This window comes from Mesorhizobium sp. B1-1-7 (genome assembly GCF_006442705.1).
Classification (GTDB): Bacteria; Pseudomonadota; Alphaproteobacteria; order Rhizobiales; family Rhizobiaceae; genus Mesorhizobium; species Mesorhizobium opportunistum.
Genome location: NZ_VFWQ01000012.1, coordinates 45638 through 65916, shown reverse-complemented (window position 1 = coordinate 65916; position 20279 = coordinate 45638). Strand labels below are relative to the sequence as shown.

General features: G+C 63.9%; 18 protein-coding genes. 12 read left to right on the top strand and 6 right to left on the bottom strand.

The features are described 5' to 3' along the window. Nucleotides 1–963, bottom strand: coding sequence for a hypothetical protein (locus FJ978_RS21150; RefSeq protein ID WP_140573704.1), 963 nt, complete (start codon nt 961–963; stop codon nt 1–3). A gap of 154 nt (nt 964–1117) precedes the next feature. On the opposite strand from FJ978_RS21150, the gene FJ978_RS21145 reads away from it, so the two are divergent. Further along, complete coding sequence (locus FJ978_RS21145) at nt 1118–1702, top strand: nitroreductase (protein WP_140573702.1); 585 nt, start codon at nt 1118–1120, stop codon at nt 1700–1702. After that, a complete protein-coding gene (locus FJ978_RS21140) occupies nt 1703–2311 on the top strand; it encodes a flavin reductase family protein (protein WP_023778778.1) in 609 nt (202 codons plus the stop codon). It abuts the gene before it with no gap. 19 nt (nt 2312–2330) lie between these two features. On the opposite strand, the gene FJ978_RS33265 is transcribed toward FJ978_RS21140, so the two are convergent. Then, nucleotides 2331–2546 carry a hypothetical protein gene (locus FJ978_RS33265; RefSeq protein WP_246678175.1) on the bottom strand — a complete coding sequence of 72 codons (216 nt, stop codon included), beginning with the start codon at nt 2544–2546 and terminating at the stop codon, nt 2331–2333. 305 nt (nt 2547–2851) lie between these two features. On the opposite strand from FJ978_RS33265, the gene FJ978_RS21130 reads away from it, so the two are divergent. Next, nucleotides 2852–4753: a hypothetical protein gene (locus FJ978_RS21130; protein ID WP_140573700.1), complete on the top strand. Its 1902-nt coding sequence runs from the start codon at nt 2852–2854 to the stop codon at nt 4751–4753. Between the two features lie 30 nt (nt 4754–4783). Here FJ978_RS21130 and FJ978_RS21125 read toward each other — a convergent pair whose 3' ends face one another. Together FJ978_RS21125 and FJ978_RS21120 are read right to left on the bottom strand one after the other, a co-directional pair. Next, complete coding sequence (locus FJ978_RS21125) at nt 4784–5665, bottom strand: CoA ester lyase (RefSeq protein ID WP_140573698.1); 882 nt, start codon at nt 5663–5665, stop codon at nt 4784–4786. Further along, nucleotides 5665–6117, bottom strand: a complete 453-nt coding sequence (locus FJ978_RS21120; RefSeq protein WP_013895173.1) for a MaoC family dehydratase — start codon at nt 6115–6117, stop codon at nt 5665–5667. Before FJ978_RS21120 ends, FJ978_RS21125 begins: the two co-directional genes overlap by 1 nt. Nucleotides 6118–6269: 152 nt before the next feature. On the opposite strand from FJ978_RS21120, the gene FJ978_RS21115 reads away from it, so the two are divergent. After that, entirely contained in the window at nt 6270–7394 is a 1125-nt protein-coding gene (locus FJ978_RS21115) for a DUF2336 domain-containing protein (RefSeq protein WP_140573696.1), read from the top strand. Between the two features lie 19 nt (nt 7395–7413). On the opposite strand, the gene FJ978_RS21110 is transcribed toward FJ978_RS21115, so the two are convergent. Both FJ978_RS21110 and parE read right to left on the bottom strand, forming a co-directional pair. Beyond that, entirely contained in the window at nt 7414–9483 is a 2070-nt protein-coding gene (locus FJ978_RS21110; protein ID WP_140573694.1) for an FUSC family protein, read from the bottom strand. 104 nt (nt 9484–9587) lie between these two features. Continuing rightward, a complete protein-coding gene (parE, locus tag FJ978_RS21105; protein ID WP_140573692.1) occupies nt 9588–11645 on the bottom strand; it encodes a DNA topoisomerase IV subunit B in 2058 nt (685 codons plus the stop codon). Between the two features lie 257 nt (nt 11646–11902). On the opposite strand from parE, the gene cpaB reads away from it, so the two are divergent. The 8 genes from cpaB (at nt 11903) to FJ978_RS21065 (ending at nt 20147) form a co-directional block, all read left to right on the top strand. Further along, nucleotides 11903–12802 (top strand): Flp pilus assembly protein CpaB, encoded by a 900-nt coding sequence (gene cpaB / locus FJ978_RS21100; RefSeq protein ID WP_023778788.1) that lies wholly within the window; start codon nt 11903–11905, stop codon nt 12800–12802. A 31-nt stretch (nt 12803–12833) separates the two neighbouring features. Next, nucleotides 12834–14279, top strand: coding sequence for a type II and III secretion system protein family protein (locus FJ978_RS21095; RefSeq protein WP_140573690.1), 1446 nt, complete (start codon nt 12834–12836; stop codon nt 14277–14279). A 4-nt stretch (nt 14280–14283) separates the two neighbouring features. After that, a complete protein-coding gene (locus tag FJ978_RS21090) occupies nt 14284–14553 on the top strand; it encodes a hypothetical protein (protein ID WP_013895179.1) in 270 nt (89 codons plus the stop codon). A gap of 46 nt (nt 14554–14599) precedes the next feature. After that, nucleotides 14600–15814 carry a response regulator/pilus assembly protein gene (locus tag FJ978_RS21085; RefSeq protein WP_013895180.1) on the top strand — a complete coding sequence of 405 codons (1215 nt, stop codon included), beginning with the start codon at nt 14600–14602 and terminating at the stop codon, nt 15812–15814. Then, nucleotides 15811–17232, top strand: a complete 1422-nt coding sequence (locus tag FJ978_RS21080) for a CpaF family protein (RefSeq protein WP_013895181.1) — start codon at nt 15811–15813, stop codon at nt 17230–17232. The genes FJ978_RS21085 and FJ978_RS21080 overlap by 4 nt, the downstream gene beginning before the upstream one ends. A gap of 5 nt (nt 17233–17237) precedes the next feature. Continuing rightward, complete coding sequence (locus FJ978_RS21075; RefSeq protein ID WP_140573688.1) at nt 17238–18203, top strand: type II secretion system F family protein; 966 nt, start codon at nt 17238–17240, stop codon at nt 18201–18203. 1 nt (nt 18204) lies between these two features. Then, nucleotides 18205–19170, top strand: a complete 966-nt coding sequence (locus FJ978_RS21070; protein WP_013895183.1) for a type II secretion system F family protein — start codon at nt 18205–18207, stop codon at nt 19168–19170. 143 nt (nt 19171–19313) lie between these two features. After that, entirely contained in the window at nt 19314–20147 is an 834-nt protein-coding gene (locus FJ978_RS21065; protein WP_140573686.1) for a hypothetical protein, read from the top strand. The last annotated feature ends 132 nt before the right edge of the window (nt 20148–20279 follow it).

Sequence of the window (20279 nt, the reverse complement as noted above, 5' to 3'; positions counted from 1 at the left end):
CTAGTCCGCGCCTTCTTCAGGATCCATTGCTGCAGCCTCGGTGGCAAGAACCTCGATTTCCTGGTTCTGTCCGCCGACGACCGTGAAGTCCTTCTGGTAGATGCGGTCGCGGTTCTTGGCGATGATGGTGTAATCGCCTTCGGCAAGCACCATCGAGGCGAAGGCGCCGACGGTCTCCTTGATCGGATCGCCGGATTCGTTGAGCAGCGACCACGAGGTGTCGGCGATTGCCTCGCCGCCCGATTCGCGCACCAGCTTCATCGTGATCTCGGCAGCATGGTGCTCGACGGTGGCCTCGGTCAGCTTGCCGGCCTCGACGCGGATGTCGGAGCGGATGACCGCGTTGACCGCGCCGTAGGTCGATACGACATGGTAGATGCCGGCGTTGAGCCGCACGACGCTGTTGGGCTCGACGTCGGGGATGATCAGCGCGCGGTCGCCATTGGCCTCCGCCGTGCCCTCGTAGATCGAGAAGCGCAGCTTTTTCGGCGGAATGCGCACGCCGCCGGACAGCACCGCGTCAAGCTTCAAGCCGCCAGCGTCGAGCACCAGGCTTTCGCGCTTGGCTTCCTTGCCGACCGTGATGCGCTTGGTGGCGCCGGCCCGGCCGTAGGACGCATGGACCAGATAGCTGCCCGGTTCGAGCTGGAAGACGGCGTTGCCGCCATGCGCGGAGGCGACCATCGGCAATTTGCCGTTGACGGCCTCAGGTTTGAAGACACGCCAGACCAGGCCACGGGTGATATCGGCGCCTTTGTCGGTCAACTGGGCCGACAGAGTGATGGCGCCACCGCCGCCAAGCGCCAGCGGGGTTTCGCTCTTGGGCGTCGCATAGCTCGAAATTCCGGGAAGTTTCAGGTCGCCGACGCCGTCCTTTTCCTGCGCGGCAGCCATGGTGACCGGCAGCAGGAACAGCGCGGCGCAGAGCCGGACCAGGAAAAGACGCAGTCGCCCCTCAAACATGCCTTGCGTTGAAGCCCATGGCGGTGGCAATTTCAAGGCTTAAGAGTCCGATCCACGACTCTTCAGTCCGGCGCTTGCGCGCCTTTGCCCGAGCCGCCCGACTTCCCGATGGTGCGCTTCAGCTCAAAACAGAGTGTTCAGGAGACTTGCGCCCATGGCGTCGCCGATCATCGACTTCCTGCTGACCCGAAATTCAGCGCCGATTCCGGACCTCAAGGAGCCAGCGCCGAGCGACGCCGATATCGCAACGATGATCGCTGCCGCCACGCGCGTGCCCGACCATGGCCGGCTCGAACCCTGGCGCTTCATCCTCTATCGCGGCGATGTCCGCATCGAGATCGGCAAGAAGTTGGCCGACCTTGCCGAGCAGCGGGAAGGACCGTTGCCCGAAGGCCGCCGCAACCAGGAATTGGCGCGATTCTCGCGGGCGCCGCTGGTGATCGGCGTGGTGTCGGCGCCGAAGGAGAATCCGAAAATCCCGCAATGGGAGATGTTCCTGTCGGGCGGCATGGCGGCGATGAACCTGATGATTGCGGCCAATGCGCTGGGCTATGGCACCAACATGATCAGCAACTGGTATTCCGACGTCGCGGAGGGCAGGGCGATCCTCGGACTGGCGCCGCAGGAGCGTGTCGTCGGCTTCGTCCACATCGGCTCTTATGCCGGCCCGGCGCCGGAGCGGCCCCGGCCCGATCCCGCAAAGCTCTATGCGGATTACTCAGGGCCTTGGGCGGGCTGAATGTTCTACGAGCCATCGAAGGGGCACGGACTGCCGCACGATCCCTCCAAGGCGATCGTGGCGCCGCGCCCGATCGGCTGGATATCGACGCTGAACAAAGCGGGCGAGATCAATCTCGCGCCATACTCTTTCTTCAATGCGGTTTCGACGCGGCCGTTCATCGTCTGGTTTTCCTCGGAGGGAGAGAAGGACAGCGCCTCCTTCGCCCAGGAAACCGGCGAGTTCGTCGCCAATCTCGTCGGCCGCGATCTCGCGGAGAAGATGAATTACACCTCCGTCAACGCGCCGCGCGGCGTCAACGAGTTCGTCTATGCCGACCTTGCAATGGCGCCTTGCCGTCTAGTCGCGCCGCCGCGCGTGGCAGCAGCACCCGCCGCGCTGGAATGCAGGGTGACGGAAGTCTTTCGGCCGCGGGCCCTGGATGGATCGCCGACGAGCGCTGTCGTCGTCGCCGGCGAAGTGGTCGGCGTGCACATCGACGATGCCTTTCTGAAGGACGGCCTGTTCGACATCACCAAGGCCGGCAATGTCGCTCGTCTCGGCTACATGGACTATGCCAGCGTCGACGAAGTCTTTTCGATGCGCCGGCCGCGCTGGGGCCAGGAATAAGGGCCTTCCAACTTGTTCGTTACCGCGCCCTGCCGGCATTCGTTCGCCGCGCCGTCATGACGGCCCGCACATAACCGGGCTCTCCGATGCGAATGCTTCCGTCGGGGAGGCCGAGTATGCGGTCCAGGGCGATCTCGTAGAGCCTGACGCGTTTCTCCAGGGTTTCGATCGCGATATCCATGTCGGCGTCGCTGCCGCCGGCGAATGCCTTGGCGACCACGTCATGCGTGGCCATGCCGAACTGCATGACGATGTCGGCGACCCCCTCCGGATCGAAGGTCCTGAAGGTGCCGTCTTCGACACCTTGCCGGATGATCCTGACCAGCAGGGGCGAAAACGATGCGCTGGCGGCCAGATTGATGCGGTCGTAGCGTACAGGCGAAAACGCCTACCACTCGCGGTCCGCCATCGCGGCGGCTTCTTGGTCGCGAGCGCGCGAAAAGCGATTTCCCTTCATTTGAACACAGGCTAAGAGAACGGCTTCGGCGATGCGTTGGGGTTGGCGCATCGACCTTGGGGATAGTGCGGGGCACCGGCAACATGAAGAAGCGAGACACGCTGGGGACCCGGCTGCGCTACGGGTTTGACAAGAGCATGGCCGCGGGACCGATAGCGCTGATCGGTTGGCTCGCCGTCGTTTCCCTGCTGATCATCATCGCCGCCGCGGCTTTGCTTGCGGTGACCCGCATCGCACCGGAGGGCGGCGAGCCGCTGAACTTTTTCGAAGCGTTCTGGGAATCGCTGATGCGCACACTCGATTCCGGCACGATGGGCGGTGACACCGGCTGGGCTTTCCGTCTCGTCATGCTGGTCGTCACGCTAGCCGGCATCTTTGTCGTGTCGGCCCTGATCGGCGTACTCAGCGCCGGCGTCAACGGCAAGCTCGATGAATTGCGCAAGGGCCGTTCGCGCGTGCTGGAGGCCGATCACACCATCATCCTCAACTGGTCGCCGTCGATCTTCGACATCGTCTCCGAACTGGTCATTGCCAATGCCAGCCGGCGCCGTCCACGCATCGTCGTCATGGCCAATATGGACAAGGTCGCGATGGAGGACGAAATCGCGGCCAAGGTCGGCAAACTGGGCAACACGCGCATCATCTGCCGCAGCGGCGATCCGACCGATCTCTACGACCTGGCCATCGTCAACCCGCAGACCTCGCGGTCGGTCATCGTGCTGTCGCCGGAAGGCGACGATCCGGATTCGCAGGTCATCAAGACAGTGCTGGCGCTGGTCAACGACCCAAACCGCCGCGCCGACCCCTACAACATCGCCGCCGAGATCCGCGATGGCAAGAACGCCGAGGTCGCCCGCGTCGTCGGCGGAACCGAGGTGCAACTCGTACTGGCCGATCAGCTGATCTCGCGTATCGTCGTGCATTCAAGCCGGCAGTCGGGTCTCAGCGGCGTCTATTCGGAGCTGCTCGATTTCGACGGCTGCGAAATCTACACGACCGGGCAGCCGGAGCTTACCGGCAAGACCTTCGGCGAAGCGGTGATGGCGTATGAGCACTGTGCGCTGATCGGCCTTTGCGACCCGCAGGGGCGCGTCGATCTCAATCCGCCGTCGGATCTGGTGATCGGCCAGGACATGCGCGCCATCATCATCGCCGAGGACGATGCCGCGATAAAGCTGGGAGGCACCGGGATCAAGATCGACGCGGCGGCGATCCACGGTCCTCGGCCCATCGAGACGAAGTCGGAGCGGATGCTGATCCTCGGCTGGAACCGGCGCGGTCCGATCATCACCTATGAACTGTCGCGCTACGTCGCGCCTGGTTCGATCCTGACCATCGCCGCCGATACGCCCGGGCTCGAGCAGGAAGTTGCCGGACTGACGGTCGCCAGCGACAATCTGTCGGTTGAGTGCCGCATCACCGACACCTCGAGCAGCGCAGCACTCGCGAGCCTGGATGTGCCTTCCTACGATCACGTGCTCGTCCTCGGCTACAGCGAAACCATGGCGGCGCAGCCAGCCGACACGCGAACGCTGGTGACGCTGCTGCATTTGCGCAAGATCGCCGATGATGCCGGCCTGCACATCTCCATCGTCAGCGAAATGATCGACGTGCGCAATCGGGAGCTCGCTGCGGTGACCAAGGCCGATGATTTCGTCGTCAGCAACCGGCTGGTCAGCCTGATGCTGGCGCAGGCGTCCGAGAACCAACACCTCGCCGCGATCTTCGATGATCTGCTCGACGAGAAGGGCTCCGAAATCTACATGCGCCCGGTCGCGGATTATGTCGCAATCGACCAGCCGCTGACCTTCTGGACGATCGCGGAATCGGCGCGGTTACGCGGCGAGATCGCCATCGGCTACCGGCGCATCCGCACTGGAGATGCCGACCAGCGGGCGCTGGGGGGCGTCATCGTCAACCCGCTGAAGTCGGAAGCGCTGACGTATCTGCCGGAGGACCGGATCATCGTGCTGGCGCGGGACTGAGAGCAATTCCAGGAAGAGTGTGAAACGGATTTAAGCGGAAATCCCCGCCGCCCGCGCGCGTGCCAGAAGCCGTTCGGCCAGCCGCAGGTGCGGCCGGTCGAACATCTTGCCGTCGATGCCGACGACGCCGGGATTTCCCGCCGCCGCGAATGCGTCGACGATTGCCTGGGAGTGTTTCACAGCCTCCGTCGACGGCGTGAAGGCGGCGTTGATGACAGACACCTGGTCGGGGTGGATCGCCATCTTGCCGGTGAAGCCGTCGCGCTCGGCCTCGGCGCATTCCTCGGCGAAGGCCGCCATGTCGCGAAAATTCGGGAAGACCGTGTCTATAGCTGCGACTTCCGCCGCACTGGCGGCGAGAATGGTCATGGTGCGGGCAAGGCGGAACACATCGGTGTAGCGGCCGCTCTCGTCGCGCGCCGATCGCGCGCCGATCGCCGCCGACAGGTCTTCCGCGCCCCAGGTGAGGCCGACTAGGCGCGCGCTAGCACCGGCATAGGTCGCGGCGGCGAGCACACCGGCCGGGGTTTCGGTGATGATCGGCAGGATTTTGATCGCCCCGTCCGCCAGGCCGTTTTCGGCCTCGCGAACCCTGAGCTTCGTCGATAGTTGCTGGACGTCCTGGCCACTGTTGGATTTGGGCAGCATGATGCCATCCGGCTTCGCCGGCACGAGCGCGGCAAGATCGTCATCCGTCAGCCCGCTCGAGAGGTCGTTGACCCTGACGTAGATCGCCGAACTGGGTTGGCTCCGGTGCCCGGCGATGAAGCGTGCCGCGATCGCGCGCGCCGTTGCCTTGTTCTGCGGCGCCACCGAGTCCTCAAGGTCGACGATGACCACATCGGCGCCGACGCCAAAACCCTTTTCCAGCTTCCGTTCGGAATCGCCGGGGACGAACAGCAACGAACGCATCAGGCAGCCTTCTTCAGCATCATCGCTTGCCTCGTGCATTTGGCGACGAGGTCACCATGCTGGTTATAGGCGCGGTGCTCGAACTCGACGATGCCGCGATCGGGCTTCGATTTCGATTCCCGCACCGAGACGACCGTGGTCTCGACGCGGATGGTGTCGCCATGGAACACCGGGTGCGGAAACACGGTCTCCTTCATGCCGAGATTGGCGACCGTCGTGCCGACCGTGATGTCGTTGACCGAGATGCCGATCATCAGCCCGAGCGTGAACAGCGAGTTGACCAGCGGCTTGCCCCATTCGCTCTTGGCGGCGAAATCGAAGTCGATATGCAGCGGCTGAGGGTTCAGCGTCATCACCGAAAACAGCATGTTGTCGCTTTCGGTGACGGTCTTGCGCAGCGTGTGCTGGAAGACGTGGCCGACGACGAACTCCTGGAGATAAAGCCCGGCCATTTTCTGTCTCCTTCGCTGCCTGACGGTTGATAAGCGCTGCAAATCGGCCCCGCAAGCCAGTTAATGAACATGGTGAACCGTTCGTAAACCATTTCTACCTACCGTAATGACCGGGGCCAGAAACCTTCTGGCTAGGGGCGTAAGCAGACGGCATGGTTGTTGTTTCGCATTTCCTGAAGTGGATCTACACGGCCAGGGTGTCCGAGCGCGCCGCCGCGGCAAGCGCGCTGGCCCGTGCCTACATCAATTCCGAATTGCCGTTCGAGGACCGCTGCGCCGCCGAGGCGGCGCTGACGCTGCTGCTCGACGATGCCTCATCGAAGGTGCGGCTGGCGATGGCGGAGGCGCTGTCGATGAGCCATCACGCGCCGCTGCAGATTATCAGCGCACTGGCCTCCGACCAGCCGGAGGTTGCCGGCGTGGTGCTGGCACGCTCACCGCTGCTCACCGACGCCGACCTGATCAACCGCGTGGCGGCAAGCCAGAAGGCAACACAGACGCTGATCGCCGATCGGCCGCTGGTCTCGATGGCGCTGTCGGCGGCCATCGCCGAGATCGGCGAGGCGGAAGCCTGCGCGGTGCTGCTGGCCAACAGCGGCGCCGATATAGCGTCGCTCAGTTTCCGCCGCATGGCCGAGCGCCATGGGCATCTGCCCCTGGTGCGCGAGGCGCTGATATCGGATATCCGCCTGCCTGCCGACTGCCGGCACATGTTGCTCATCAAGCTCGGCGAGACATTGAAAACATCACCGCTGGTCATGGCCCTGATGGGCGCCGCGCGTGCCGAACGCGTCATGCGCGACGCTTGCATCAAGGCCTCGGTGACGCTGATAGAAGGCACGCGCCCGGAAGAGCACGCGGCACTGATCGAGCATTTGCGCCTGCGCGGCGATCTCACGGCGAGCTTCCTCATCCGCACCATCGCGCACGGCAAGGTGGATTTCTTCGGCTCCACGCTGGTCGCGCTCAGCCAGCAATCCGAACAAAGGGTGAGGGCGCTGCTCGCCGGCGGGCATGATGTCGCCCTGCAGGCGCTGTTCCGCAGCGCTGGCCTCGCCGCCGCCACGCACGCGATCATCCTGCGGGCGCTGAAAATCTGGCGAGAGGTCGCCAATGGCAAGCGCGTCGCTGGCGTGCAGGAGGTCAGCTGGCTAATGCTCAAGGAATTGGGCGGGCAATCCGCGGACGGCGACCTCGCCATCCTGGTCAAGTCGATCCATCTCGAGGCGCTGCGCGAGAACGCGCGCGGCCATGCGCTGGCGATCGCCGCGGCCTGAAGTCGGCGCATTCGGCCACTTAGCTTCGATCCCTGGCAAAGAATTCCGGGAAATCCTCCATCGCCGCCGCGATGATGCGCAGTGACGCCGCGATCTGCAGCATGTCGCCGGTGGCGTTTTTCTGGGCGATGCCCGCCGCATATTGGCGGGCGACGGCGATGGTCGCCGTCTGCGGATCGCCCGGAGCGCGGAAGAGCAGTTCGCGCGCCAGGCCCCTCAGGAAGTTGGCGATCGAAAGCGCGGTTTCGGGCGCAATGGCATGGTTTTGGCTCGTAGCGCGCAGCCGCAGGATCTCCAGGCCGACCGTGACGGCGACGACGCCGCCACCCAGAACCGCCTCGCCCTTCCTGCCCGAATTCTGCACCAGCGGCATCAACTGGTTGATCCGGTCATAGGCGAGGCTTTCGAAGGCCGAACGCCTCGGCACACGTTCGTGCAGGCAAAGCCGTGCCAGATCCTCGCGCATGGCGCGCACGATACGGTTGGCCGCGAGCCACGGATCGGCGGGCAGCACGATGAGGAAGACGCCGATCGCCAGCAGGATGCCGACCAGCACCGACGCCGAGCCGGCGAAGAACGGGCCGGGATCATAGGTCATCGCCTGATGCGGACTGAGGAAGGCGAGGAAGTTGATGGCGAAGGCCGTGGCTACGCCGACATAGCGCGGATTGGCCATGCCCAGCGCCGTCGGCACCAGGATTGGCACGACAAACAGCACGAACCAGCCGAAGCCGGGCAGGGCAGGCAATGCGATCTGGCCGACGAGAAAGGCAAAAGGCAAAGCCAGCAGCGTTCCCTTGAAGAAACCCCAGGACACCTGCACGGGATCGGGGCGGGCAGCAAACAGGCTCGATACGACGGCAACGAGAATGACCGTGCCGGCCGCTTCCGACCATTTCGTCGTCAGCCAGAAGGCCGCGACCAGCAGCGTCGCAAGGGCTGCGCGCACGGCGTTGCGCGCCGCGCCGGGATAGTCGCGGTGTACCACAAGGGCCGGCTGCTGGCTGGCGGGACCTGGGCGCCGCGTGACCGGCGCGCGCAAGGCATCGAGCCCGCGCAGCACCTGCTTCAGCGCCTCGGCGAAATCGGCGGCGATGGTGAGGCGGGTGATGGTGCCGACCTTGTCGTCCTCCTGATCGACCGGGGCATCGGGCATCTGCCGGGCCTTGGCCGAGATCGCATCGAGCCGGGCCACCCAAGGCGCGGTGTCGTCCAGCGCGCCGGGTTTGGTCGCCAGTTCGCCGACAAGCAGCTGCAACTCCGAGCGCACCGGAATGAGCGCTGCGTTCTTCGGCGCGGCGTGCGAATGCAGCGCACGCGCGGCCGAGAGTGCCGACAGCAATTGCCCGATGGTGCGCCGCACGGGATGGGCGCGCGGCGCGAAGCTCGGCGCCTCGAGCCTTGCATAGGCGCGCATCTCGCCAAGTGTCTGGGTGTCGGCGACCAGCTTCCTGTGCAGGCCGGAAAGCGTTGCCGGATCGCCGCCGGAGAACGCACCGCCGGCATAGGTCGCAAGATCGATGATGCAGCGCTTCAGCCGCGAGATGATGGCGTCACTGGCCAGCTTGGGCAGGATCAGCCGGCTTGTCAGGCCGGCGCAGACAATGCCGATCACGATCTCGGCACAACGCGCGACCGCGAGGTCCACGACCAGATGCGGCTGCCCGAAGGCGGGCAGGCCGATGATCATGGCGGTGTAGCCGGCAAGTGCCGCACCATAGGCTTCGGGATTGCGCAGCAGCGACGAGACGAAGGTGCAGATGCCGATCCAGACCGCGAGCACCGTCACCAGCACCCAGGGGCCGGTGCCGAACGCGGTGGTGATGCCGATTGCCGCGACGCCGCCCACAAGCGTGCCGAGCAGCCGGTAAAGGCCCTTTGCCAGCACCATGCCGGCGACCGGCTGGGCAACGATGAAAACCGTCATCATCGCCCATTGCGGGTGGTCGAGCTTCAGTGCATAGGCGGCCAGAAGCGCGATCAGGCCGGCCGAAACAGTTCTAAGGGCGAAAATCCAGTCCGAACGCGTCGGCTGCGTCAGCCCGGCCAGATTGGTGTCGAAATAGTCCTTCAGCCGCACCCAGATCACATGCTGGTCTCCGTCTCGGAAGCGCGAGCAAGAGTAATTCCAGGAAAAGTGTGAAACGGTTTCCGTCCGGAATTACGTCAAACAAGAAATAGACCGGCGGGCGGCTAGATATCCAGCACTTCCGCCTCGGCGAATTCGGCACGTTCCTGGATGAAGCGGAAGCGGGCTTCCGGCTTGGTGCCCATCAGCTCATCGACCCTGTCCTTGGTGGCCGAATCGATTTCGTTCACATCGACCCTGAGAAGTGTGCGCTTCCTCGGGTCCATCGTCGTCTCCTTGAGCTGTGCGGCCATCATCTCGCCCAGGCCCTTGAAGCGGCCAAGCTCGACCTTGCCGCGCCCGGTGAATTCGGTGCGCAGCAGCTCGTCCTTGTGCGCGTCGTCGCGGGCATAGGCGACCTTGCCGCCCTGCCTGATCGAGTACAGCGGCGGGACCGCGAGATAGAGGTGTCCACCACGCACCAGCGCCGGCATCTCCTGGTAGAAGAAGGTGATCAGCAGCGAGGCAATGTGGGCGCCGTCGACGTCGGCGTCCGTCATGATGATGACGCGGTCATAGCGCAAATCCTCATCGCGGTACTTCGATCGCGTGCCGCAGCCGAGCGCCTGGATCAGGTCCGATATCTGCTGGTTGGCGGCCAGCTTGTCGTTGCCGGCGCTGGCGACGTTGAGGATTTTGCCGCGCAGCGGCAGCACCGCCTGGCTGGCGCGGTCGCGTGCCTGCTTGGCCGAGCCGCCGGCCGAGTCACCTTCGACGATGAAGAGTTCGGCACCGGCGGCGGCGTTCTGGGTGCAGTCGGCCAGCTTGCCCGGCAGGCGCAGCTTGCGCACCGCGCTCTTGCGCGACACTTCCTTTTCCTGGCGCCGGCGCACCCGTTCATCGGCGCGCGCGATCACCCATTCGAGCAGCTTGGAGGCTTCCTGCGGATTGTCGGCCAGCCAATGATCGAACGGATCGCGGATCGCGGTCTCGACAATGCGGATGGCCTCGATCGTCGCCAGCCTGTCCTTGGTCTGGCCGACGAATTCCGGCTCGCGGATAAACACCGACAGCATGCCCGCCGCCGAGATCATGACGTCTTCCGAGGTGACGATCGAGGCGCGCTTGTTGCCGACGAGCTCGGCATAGGCGCGCAGGCCCCGCGTCAGCACATTGCGGAAACCGGCCTCGTGCGTGCCGCCTTCACCGGTCGGGATGGTGTTGCAGTAGGAATTGACGAAGCCGTCGCCGCCGAACCAGGTCACCGCCCATTCGAGCGAGCCATGGCCGCCTTGCTTGTCGCTCTTGCCGGCGAAGATTTCGCGCGTCACCTGGAAATCGTCGCCCAGCGATGCCTTGAGATAGTCCTTCAGTCCGCCGGGGAAATGGAATTCCGCCTTGGCCGGCGTCTGGTCCTTTTCCTTGATCAGCGACGGATCGCAGGTCCAGCGGATCTCGACACCACCGAACAGATAGGCCTTCGAGCGCGTCATGCGGTAAAGCCGCGCCGGCTCGAACGCAGCGCCCTTGCCGAAGATCTGCTCGTCGGGGTGGAAGCGGATCTTGGTGCCGCGCCGGTTGTGGACTTCGCCAAGATGCTCGAGGCCGCTGACCGGGACGCCGCGCGAGAATCTCTGCCGATAAAGCTGGCGGCCACGCGCGACCTCGACCTCGAGATGATCCGACAGCGCGTTGACCACGGATACGCCGACACCGTGCAGGCCGCCTGAGGTCTCGTAGACCTTGGAATCGAACTTGCCGCCCGAATGCAGCGTCGTCATGATCACTTCGAGCGCAGGTTTCTTGAATTTCGGGTGCGGATCGACCGGAATGCCGCGGCCATTGTCGGTGACGGAGAGATAGCCGTCGGCCGAAAGCTCGACATCGATGAAAGTGGCGTGGCCGGCAACCGCCTCGTCCATCGAATTGTCGATGACCTCGGCGAACAGATGGTGCATCGCCTTGTCGTCGGTGCCGCCGATATACATGCCCGGCCGGCGCCGTACCGGCTCCAGGCCTTCCAGCACCTCGATGTCGGCGGCGCTGTAGCTCTCCGAACCGTCGCGGCTTGCCGCCGGCCGCTTGGCTGCCGCCTGCACCAGCGGATCCGCCGGGCGCGCCGGCGCGCGGACCGGCTGCGGTTGCTTGTCCAGATCGCCGAAAAGGTCGTTGTTGTCGTCCATGCCTGCCATAGGTCCGGTGCTGCGAATCACCCGCCGATACTGCCACGCTTTTCAGCGCCAAGCGACGGAGGTTCCTGTTACGTTCGGGGATCCGGCCCGTCTTATCCTAAAACCATTCGATAACCAAGCGGGCGGAAATAGGTCGAATGCCGTCGTTCTGCGTTCCTGATTCTTTAACAATGCCGCTTAGCGTGTGCCCAACATAACAAGAAACTACGGGCATCAGGGGTTTGGGCGTGAGGGGCAAGGCCATAACGATGATCGGTATCGCCGCCGTTTTCGGCGCGATCTCGATCTTTGCCGCGGATTTCTGGGTCAAAAGCCAGGCCGATGCCCAGGAGAAGACGGCCTCGATCGTCGCTCCGGCCCCGCCCAAGATCGAATTCAAGACGATCGTGGTGGCCAACGCTCCGTTGCGCTACGGCATGGAACTCGATCGCACGAAGCTCATCGAAATTCCCTGGCCGCAAGATTCGCTGCCGCAGGGCGCCTTTGCCACGATCGATGGGCTGCTCGGCGAAGGCGGCCGCGTCGTGCTGTCGCCGATCGAGGTCAACGAACCGGTGCTGCTCACCAAGCTGTCGGGGCCGAACGGCCGCGCGACGCTTTCCAACATGCTGACGCCCGGGATGCGGGCGGTCACCATCCGCACCGATGAGATCGCCGGTGTCGGCGGCTTCGTCACGCCGGGCGACCGCGTCGATGTCGTGCTGACGCGCGATGCCGGTGAAATCCAGGAGGTCGCCAAGAACGCGCAAGGGGCGGCCGGTTCGACCATCACTTCCGAAATCGTCGTCGCCGACGCCAAGGTGCTGAGCGTCGGCCAGGGCGCCGACGAGCGCCAGACGGCGCCGCAGATCGCCAATTCCGTGACCCTCGAGGTGACGACCGAGGGCGCCCAGAAAGTGGCGCTTGCCCGCACCGTCGGAACGCTGTCGCTGTCGCTTCGCTCAGCCAGCGAAGGCGGCGACGGCAAGAACGGCGTCACCACCATCTCCTCCTTTGGCGGATCGGTGGCGTCCAAGGCGCAGGCCACGGCCGGCTCGTTATTCGATGCCATGACCAAGGAGCCGGAGAAGCCGAAATTCAAGACGGTCATCGTGACGCGTGGCACGAAGGCCGAGGAATACCAGGTTCCGGCGCGGGACCAGAAGTAAAAGGCCGGTGGGGACCGGGTGGGACGGGACAATGCTGATGCGTACCCTATATGGAATGACGGGCCGGTCGTGCTTCGTGCGCGCCCTGGCGATGGCGGTTTCGCTGGCCGCGGGCGCGATGCTCGCCTTCGCCGGCGCGGCCAGGGCGGACAATGACATCGTCTATGTCTCGGCGACCAAGAATGCGTCGATAAAAGTCGCCAAGGGCAAGCCCAAGACGATCATCACGAGCGCGGCTTTCTACCAGATCGTCATCGGCGATCCCGAGATCGCCAACGTCAATCCGCTGACCGATAAATCCTTCTATGTGCTGGGCAACAATCTCGGCACCACCGGCATCGCGCTGTTCGACGACAAAAAGCAGCTTGTCGGGACCGTCGACATCGAGGTGACGCTCGACACCGACGAACTGGCGAACACCATCCGCGCCAGCGTGCCGGACGCCAAGATCAAGGTCGGCTCGGCCAATGGCCGCGTGGTGCTGTCGGGCGAGGCGGACGACGCTGTCGCCGCCGAGAAGGCAAACAAGATCGCCACCCGCTTTTCCGGCAACGAGGAGGTGATCAATTCGGTCAACATCTCGTCGTCGCAGCAAGTCCAGCTCAATGTCCGCTTCGTCGAGATCAACCGCCAGGCGGGCCAGGATCTGGGCGCAAAATACAGCGCCAATTTCGCCTACGGCTTCGGCGGACGCGATGTTTCGCTCGATCCCGGCACGGTGCCGGCGGCGGGAACCGGTGAAATCATCGGCCGGCTACTATCCAATGGCGTCTCCATCGATATCGCCATCAAGGCGCTGGAAGAGCGCGGCCTTGCCCGGCGGCTGGCGGAACCGAACCTTATCGCCCGTTCGGGCGAGACGGCGAGCTTCCTGGCCGGTGGCGAATTCCCGATTCCGGTTTCGGAGGACAACGGCAAGATCTCCGTCAGTTACAAGAAATACGGCGTCAGCCTGGACTTCAAGCCGACCGTGCTCAAGGACGGATTGGTCAGCCTGGACATCGCGCCGGAAGTCTCTTCGATCGACGCGTCGGCGTCCTACAACATCGGCAACATTTCGGTGCCGGGTTTCATCGTGCGCCGTGCCAGGACGTCGATCGACCTGAAGAACGGCCAGAGCTTCATGATCGCGGGGCTGCTGCAGTCGCAGAACGACATCACCACCTCGCGTATTCCCGGTCTCGGCAAGATGCCGGTGCTTGGAGCGCTGTTCTCGTCGAAATCCTACCAGCGGCGCGAGACCGATCTGGTCATCATCGTCACGCCCTATCTGGTCAAGCCGGTCGATCCGTCGAAGAAAATGGCCGTGCCGACCGACGGCACGCAACCGGCCAGCAACGCCGACTACTTCCTCAACAACACGGAGGAAGTGAAAGGGTCGGATACCAACCGCGCCTTGGCTATGGCCGACGGCGGCGCCGCACGGGCCGCTCGCGCCACCACGGTCGGGCATTTCCTCGACCTGCCGAAGGACTGAAGCCATGCGTCTGATCCTGAGATCGAGCGTCGCCTTGCTGCTTGCCGGTTTCGCCGGCGGCTGCACCAGCGACGACTATGTGCGCAGCGAAGGCGTGACGTCAGGCGCCGGCGACGCCCAGGCCGCCAACACCGTCATGCAGATGGTCGACCCGTGGAAGTACGGTGTCCAGAACACCAGGCTTCTGGTGCCTGCGAAGCGTGGCGATGCCGGACCCGTCACGCCCGATCAGGCGGCGGGCGCGAAGGCGGCGCAAACAAGCACAAGCGACTGAATAAAAAAGACAATCGACCAAGGCGATCGACCTACAGGCGGCAAGCATGGCAAACGGCATCAAGACCAAGAAGATCCTGCTCGTATCGACGGACAGGACCTTCGTGCAGGACACGCGGACCGCGTTCGCCGCTTCCGAGATCATCCAGCTCTCGACGGTGGACAAGAGTGTCACCGAACTGCGCGGCGAGGTCCAGGAGACCGACTTCGGCGTCATCATCGTCGACATGGACGCGGCGAGGCTGGAGGAGGTCGAGTCGCTGCAGCGCATCATGCGCCGGCTGGAAGGCAAGGCGCCGGTGGTCGTGGTCACCCAGGAGTTCAACGCCGCCGCCGTGCGCATCCTGGTACAGCTCAAGGTCGCCGACTTCCTGGTCAAGCCGATCACCACCGCCGACCTGGTGCGCTCGGTCGTGCGTGCCCTGCAAGGGCCGGGGCGCGAGGAAAACACCGAGTCGCAGATTTACACTTTCATGCCGGCCGCGGGCGGCGTCGGCACCACGACGCTGGCGCTGCAGACGGCCTTCCAGCTGCATCACTCGGTGACGCGCGGTGCCTCGACCTGTGTGGTCGACCTCAATTTCCAGCAGGGTGCCTGCGCCGAATATCTCGACCTCGAGCCGCGTTTCGACATCACCGAGATCGAGAACCAGCCCGAACGCCTCGACCGGCAACTGCTCGACGTGATGCTGTCCAAGCATGCGAGCGGGCTTTGCGTGCTGGCGGCGCCGACGCATCCCTCGGAAATGCGCTCATTCAAGACCGATGTCGTGGTGCGCATGCTCGATCTCGTGTCGGCCTACTTCGACAATGTCGTCATCGACATGCCGCGGACATGGTTCCCCTGGACGGAAACCGTGCTGCTTGGCTCCAACAAGCTCTACATCGTCGCCGAGATGACGGTGCCGTGCCTGCGCCACACGCAAAGGCTGATCCAGGCGGTCTACGAGACGGTGGGCAAGGAAGTGAAGCCGAACGTCATCGTCAACCGTTTCGAGCAGAAGATGTTCGACAATGGCATCAAGCAGGCGGACGTCCAGGAAATCCTGGGCGAGCATTTCGTCGGCGGCATCGCCAACAACTACCGGCTGGTGCGCGAGGCGGTCGACCGCGGCGTACCGCTGCACGAGATCGATCCTAACGCCAATGTCGTCAACGACCTCAAGCGGATCATCCTTCCGGAAGAGGCGGTCGCGATCGGAGCCAAGTCGAAATCGCTGTTCGGCCTCGGCAGGAACCTGTTGAAGAGGAAGGCCGGATGACCAGCCGTTTTTCCACCCTGCAGAACCGCGATGCGCGCCCACAGCGTCCGGCGGAATCAGCCCCGGTCGCGCACCATGCGGTCGTCATCCCGACCAGTCGAAAAGCTTTGCCGGCAAAGCCGGAGACGGCACCTGCAAAGAATGCCAACAAGGTGCTGGATGCCCGTGTGCGCATCCACAGGATGCTGCTGGAGGAGATCAACCTTGTCGCGCTCGAGCGTTTGCCCCGCGAGGAGATGCGCCGGCAGGTGCACGATTTCGTTTCGGAAAAAACCCGCCAGGAGCGGATGGCGATCAACACCGCCGAACTCGACGCACTGGTCGACGACATCGTCGACGAGATGGTCGGCCTCGGTCCGCTGGAGCCGCTGCTCAAGGATCCCGACATCAACGATATCCTGATCAACGGCCACCAGAACTGCTTTGTCGAAAAGAAGGGCAAGCTGCAGCAGGTCCACATCCCGTTCAAGGATGAGGCACATCTCCTGCGCATCATCAACAAGATCGTCGCGGCCGTCGGCCGTCGCGTCGATGAATCGCAGCCGATGGTCGATGCGCGCATGCTGGACGGCTCGCGCTTCAACGCGGCCATCCGCCCGGTTGGCGTCGACGGGCCGCTGGTGTCGATCCGCAAATTCTCCAAGAACAAGCTCGGCCTGCACAAGCTGGTTGAATTCGGCGCTATCACCCAGAACATGGCCGAAGTGCTGGCGGCGGCGGTTCACGCCCGCAAGACGACGATCATTTCGGGCGGCACCGGCACCGGCAAGACGACGATGCTCAACGCGCTGTCGGCCTTCATTCCGGAAGACGAGCGGCTGATCACCATCGAGGACGCGGCCGAACTCCAGCTGCAGCAGCCGCACGTCGCGCGCATGGAGACGCGCCCCGCCAACATCGAGGGCCATGGCGAGTTGAAGCAACGCGATCTCGTCAAGAACGCGCTGCGCATGCGCCCCGATCGCGTCATCCTCGGTGAGTGCCGCGGCGAAGAAGCCTTCGACATGCTGCAGGCGATGAACACCGGCCATGAAGGGTCGATGGCGACCATCCATGCCAACACGCCGCGCGATGCCATTTCGCGTCTCGAACAGATGCTGGGCATGACCGGCATGCCGATGACGGTGCAGTCGATCCGCAGCCAGATCGCCAGCGCCATCGACCTCATCGTCCAGCTGACCCGGCTTTCCGACGGCAAGCGCAAGGTGACGAGCGTTGCCGAGGTGACGGGCATGGAAGGCGACGTCATCCAGATGCAGGAGATATTCCGCTTCGTGCGCACCGGCATGGACGCCGACGGCAGCATTCTCGGCTATTTCGAGGCGACCGGCATTCGGCCGCGCTTCCTCGAGGATCTGCGCGCGATGGGCATCGAGTTTCCCGGACGATATTTCGAACCCGGCCGGCCGCAGGAGTAGACAGGGTGTTCGACGGACTGAGCGCTATCTATGTCGTCTATGCCGGGGCCGCGCTGACCGGCATCATGATCGCCGAGGCCTGTTATCTTCTCTATGCCGGCCGCAGCGACAAGCGCACCGCCATCAACCGGCGCATGAAGTTGCAGGAAAACAAGATCAGCCAGGAACAGGTGCTGATCCAGCTGCGCAAGGAGCGTGGCCTCGATGCGGGCACCTCGCTGTTCTCGCCGGACCGGTTCCGGGCGTTGCGCACGCAGTCAGGCATGATCATGCCGCTGTCGAAATTCCTGATGATTACCTCCGCCGTGGCCATGGCCATGGCGCTGTTCGCCATCTGGCATGGATTGCCGCTCCTGATGGGGCTTGTCCTGTTCGTCGTTCTGCTGCCGCTGGTGCCGGTTATGGTGATGCGCTTCATGCGCAAGCGCCGGCTCAAGCGTTTCGGCATGCAACTGCCGGAGGCCCTGGAACTGATCACCCGCGGCCTCAAGGCCGGTCATCCGGTGCCGGTGGCCATTGCCATGGTGTCGCGCGAAATGCCCGACCCGATCGGCACCGAATTCGGCGTCATCGCCGATGAGGTGACCTATGGTTCCGATCTGGTCTCGGCGTTGAATTCGCTGTTCGACAGGGTCGGCCACGAAGACCTGCCGCTGTTCATGACCGCCGTCTCGATCCAGTCCAGTTCTGGCGGCAATCTGCGCGAGATTCTCGATGGCCTGGCGTTGACGATCCGCGAGCGGGGCAAGCTGCGCCGCAAGGTGCGTGCCATCTCGACCGAGGGCCGCCTGTCGGCCTACATCCTGACGGCGATCCCGGCGCTGCTGTTCGCCGGCATCATGGCCATGATGCCGGGCTTCTACCGCGATGTCTGGGACGAGCCGAAAACCTGGTACTTGATCGGCGGGTCGGTCACCTGGCTGATGCTGGGCAATCTGATGATGTTCAAGATGTCGAATTTCAGGTTCTGACATGCAGGGCTTCATCGAGTTCCTCGCCTCGCTTGCACCGACCTCATTGACGCCGGTGGCCATCCTGCTCCTGGCGCTGGGCACCGTGGCGGTCGGCTGGCCGATGGTTGCGGCGAAGGGCGACCGCAACGATGTGAAGCGCCGGCTCAAGGTCGACCATGGTCCCGTGGCCGCAAGACCCGAGCCGGTGCAGAAGAAGAACGCCAACGTCGTGCGCGAGAAGGCGGTGAAGCGGGCGCAGGAATTCTACGCCAAGAGCGATCCGGAAAACGTCGCCCGGCTGCGCATGAAGCTGATCCAGGCAGGCTATATGGAGCCGCGCGCTGTCGGCATGTTCTTCATCATCCGCTTCTCGGCGCTGATCGGCGGCGCGATTGGCGCTTTCGTCCTCAACCGGTGGCTGGCCAGTGCCGACGCGACGATGACCAGCCGCTGGGCGTTCATCATCCTGTCGGGTGTGGCCGGCTACTTCCTGCCCGGTCTGGTGCTGAGCCAGAAGACGCGGGAGAAGATGCGCGAATACCGCAATGGGTTTCCCGATTTCATGGATCTGATGATCGTCTGTTCGGATGCCGGCATGAGCATGGAGGCCGGCATCGAGCGCGTCTCGAAGGAACTCGCCAGGACCTATCCGGCGCTCAGCCAGAACCTGCAGCTGGTGTCGCTGGAACTGAGGGCGGGGCGCAGCCTCGACGATGCGCTGAAGGCACTCGCCGACCGCCTCAGCCTGGACGAGGTCCGTTCCTTCGCCACGCTGCTGCAGCAGTCGAAGGAACTCGGCACCAGCCTGTCGGGAGCGCTGCGCGTCTTCTCCGACGAGATGCGTCACAAGCGCATGTCGCTGGCCGAGGAAAAGGCGCATGCTCTGCCGGCCAAGATGTCGATCCCGGTGACCGTGTGCATCCTGCCGGTGGTGCTGATGATCGCGATCATTCCGATCATCGTCAAAATGACGGGCACGCATTAGGACCTGTCCTATTCCGAAGGAGCAGGATTTCGAACAGTACTGCATCGGGATCTGCAAAGTCAGCAAATGAGAGTCGACAAATGCAGAGCCGGGGCTGACAACCCATCATCCTGCCCGAACGCGGCCCTGCGATGCGAGGACTCATGCGAATTCTTCTGTGTACTCTCTCTGTCTCTCTCGCTCTCGCCCCCGCCAGCTTTTCGACCGCCCAGGCCGCGGCCGACGATTGCGGCGATGCCGCCGCCCTGGTGCAGCAGGCCTATCCCAAGGCTCGAAAGAGCGCCGACGGCGCCTCGTTCACGCTCGACCCCCATACCAGCATTGTCCTGCTCCCGCAGGATGATACACCGGGCGTGGTCTGCAAGGTCTGGCCCGCTCATGATGATCTGCTGCTGGTCTCCGTGCCGCTGATCGATAGCGCCAAATCCAGCGACGACGAGCATTATGGCGATATCGAGCTTCTGGTCGTCGACAGGAAGACCCTGCAGGTGCGCCAGCGCCTGCTTCAGCCCAGGCTGATGAACGATGATGCTATTGCGATCCGCAAGATCGAATTCGATACTGGTCGCTATGTCCTGGCGCCCGGTGTCACCGCCTTTGGGCTGCGTATCGACATGGCAAATCACTCGCAGCCCAATCCGTTCAGCGAGACCGATCTGCGGCTCTACGCCATTGCCGGTGGCGCCCTTCATGCGGTGCTCGACGGCCTTGTGGTGGCCAACTATGGCGGTGAAGGCGACACCAATTGCGCTGGATCCTTTCATTCGAGCCAGGTCAGCCTGACGATGAGCCCGGCGAGCCACCATGGCTATCACGATATTGTCGTGGTCGAGCGGTCGGATACGGACGACCCATCTGTCGACAAGAATGGCGAGTGCCAGTCCCATCCCGGCAAGCCTGTGAACCGCACCTACCGGCTGCGCTATGACGGCGGCCGCTATCCGGTTCCGGACGAGCTCAAGGCCCTGGCGCCGTGAGAATGCACTTGCGTCTGCCGGATGGAGGTGTTGCCGCCCAGTGGTTAACAGCTGGTATCCCCGAAACCAAATCTTGTATGCATTTCGGCACCGAAGCTTAACCGCCGTGCTGTAGTGTCCTTGCTGAAGAAC

Bases quoted from the DNA above. Each gene is read 5' to 3' on its own strand.
- FJ978_RS21130 (WP_140573700.1), top strand. From the start codon at position 2,852: ATGAAGAAGCGAGACACGCTGGGGACCCGGCTGCGCTACGGGTTTGAC.
- FJ978_RS21080 (WP_013895181.1), top strand. From the start codon at position 15,811: ATGACCAGCCGTTTTTCCACCCTGCAGAACCGCGATGCGCGCCCACAG.
- FJ978_RS21095 (WP_140573690.1), top strand. From the start codon at position 12,834: ATGCTGATGCGTACCCTATATGGAATGACGGGCCGGTCGTGCTTCGTG.
- FJ978_RS21120 (WP_013895173.1), bottom strand. From the start codon at position 6,117: ATGGCCGGGCTTTATCTCCAGGAGTTCGTCGTCGGCCACGTCTTCCAG.
- FJ978_RS21065 (WP_140573686.1), top strand. From the start codon at position 19,314: ATGCGAATTCTTCTGTGTACTCTCTCTGTCTCTCTCGCTCTCGCCCCC.
- FJ978_RS21085 (WP_013895180.1), top strand. From the start codon at position 14,600: ATGGCAAACGGCATCAAGACCAAGAAGATCCTGCTCGTATCGACGGAC.
- FJ978_RS21145 (WP_140573702.1), top strand. From the start codon at position 1,118: ATGGCGTCGCCGATCATCGACTTCCTGCTGACCCGAAATTCAGCGCCG.
- FJ978_RS21090 (WP_013895179.1), top strand. From the start codon at position 14,284: ATGCGTCTGATCCTGAGATCGAGCGTCGCCTTGCTGCTTGCCGGTTTC.
- FJ978_RS21070 (WP_013895183.1), top strand. From the start codon at position 18,205: ATGCAGGGCTTCATCGAGTTCCTCGCCTCGCTTGCACCGACCTCATTG.
- FJ978_RS21140 (WP_023778778.1), top strand. From the start codon at position 1,703: ATGTTCTACGAGCCATCGAAGGGGCACGGACTGCCGCACGATCCCTCC.
- parE (WP_140573692.1), bottom strand. From the start codon at position 11,645: ATGGACGACAACAACGACCTTTTCGGCGATCTGGACAAGCAACCGCAG.
- FJ978_RS33265 (WP_246678175.1), bottom strand. From the start codon at position 2,546: ATGGCCACGCATGACGTGGTCGCCAAGGCATTCGCCGGCGGCAGCGAC.
- FJ978_RS21115 (WP_140573696.1), top strand. From the start codon at position 6,270: ATGGTTGTTGTTTCGCATTTCCTGAAGTGGATCTACACGGCCAGGGTG.
- FJ978_RS21125 (WP_140573698.1), bottom strand. From the start codon at position 5,665: ATGCGTTCGTTGCTGTTCGTCCCCGGCGATTCCGAACGGAAGCTGGAA.
- FJ978_RS21150 (WP_140573704.1), bottom strand. From the start codon at position 963: ATGTTTGAGGGGCGACTGCGTCTTTTCCTGGTCCGGCTCTGCGCCGCG.
- cpaB (WP_023778788.1), top strand. From the start codon at position 11,903: ATGATCGGTATCGCCGCCGTTTTCGGCGCGATCTCGATCTTTGCCGCG.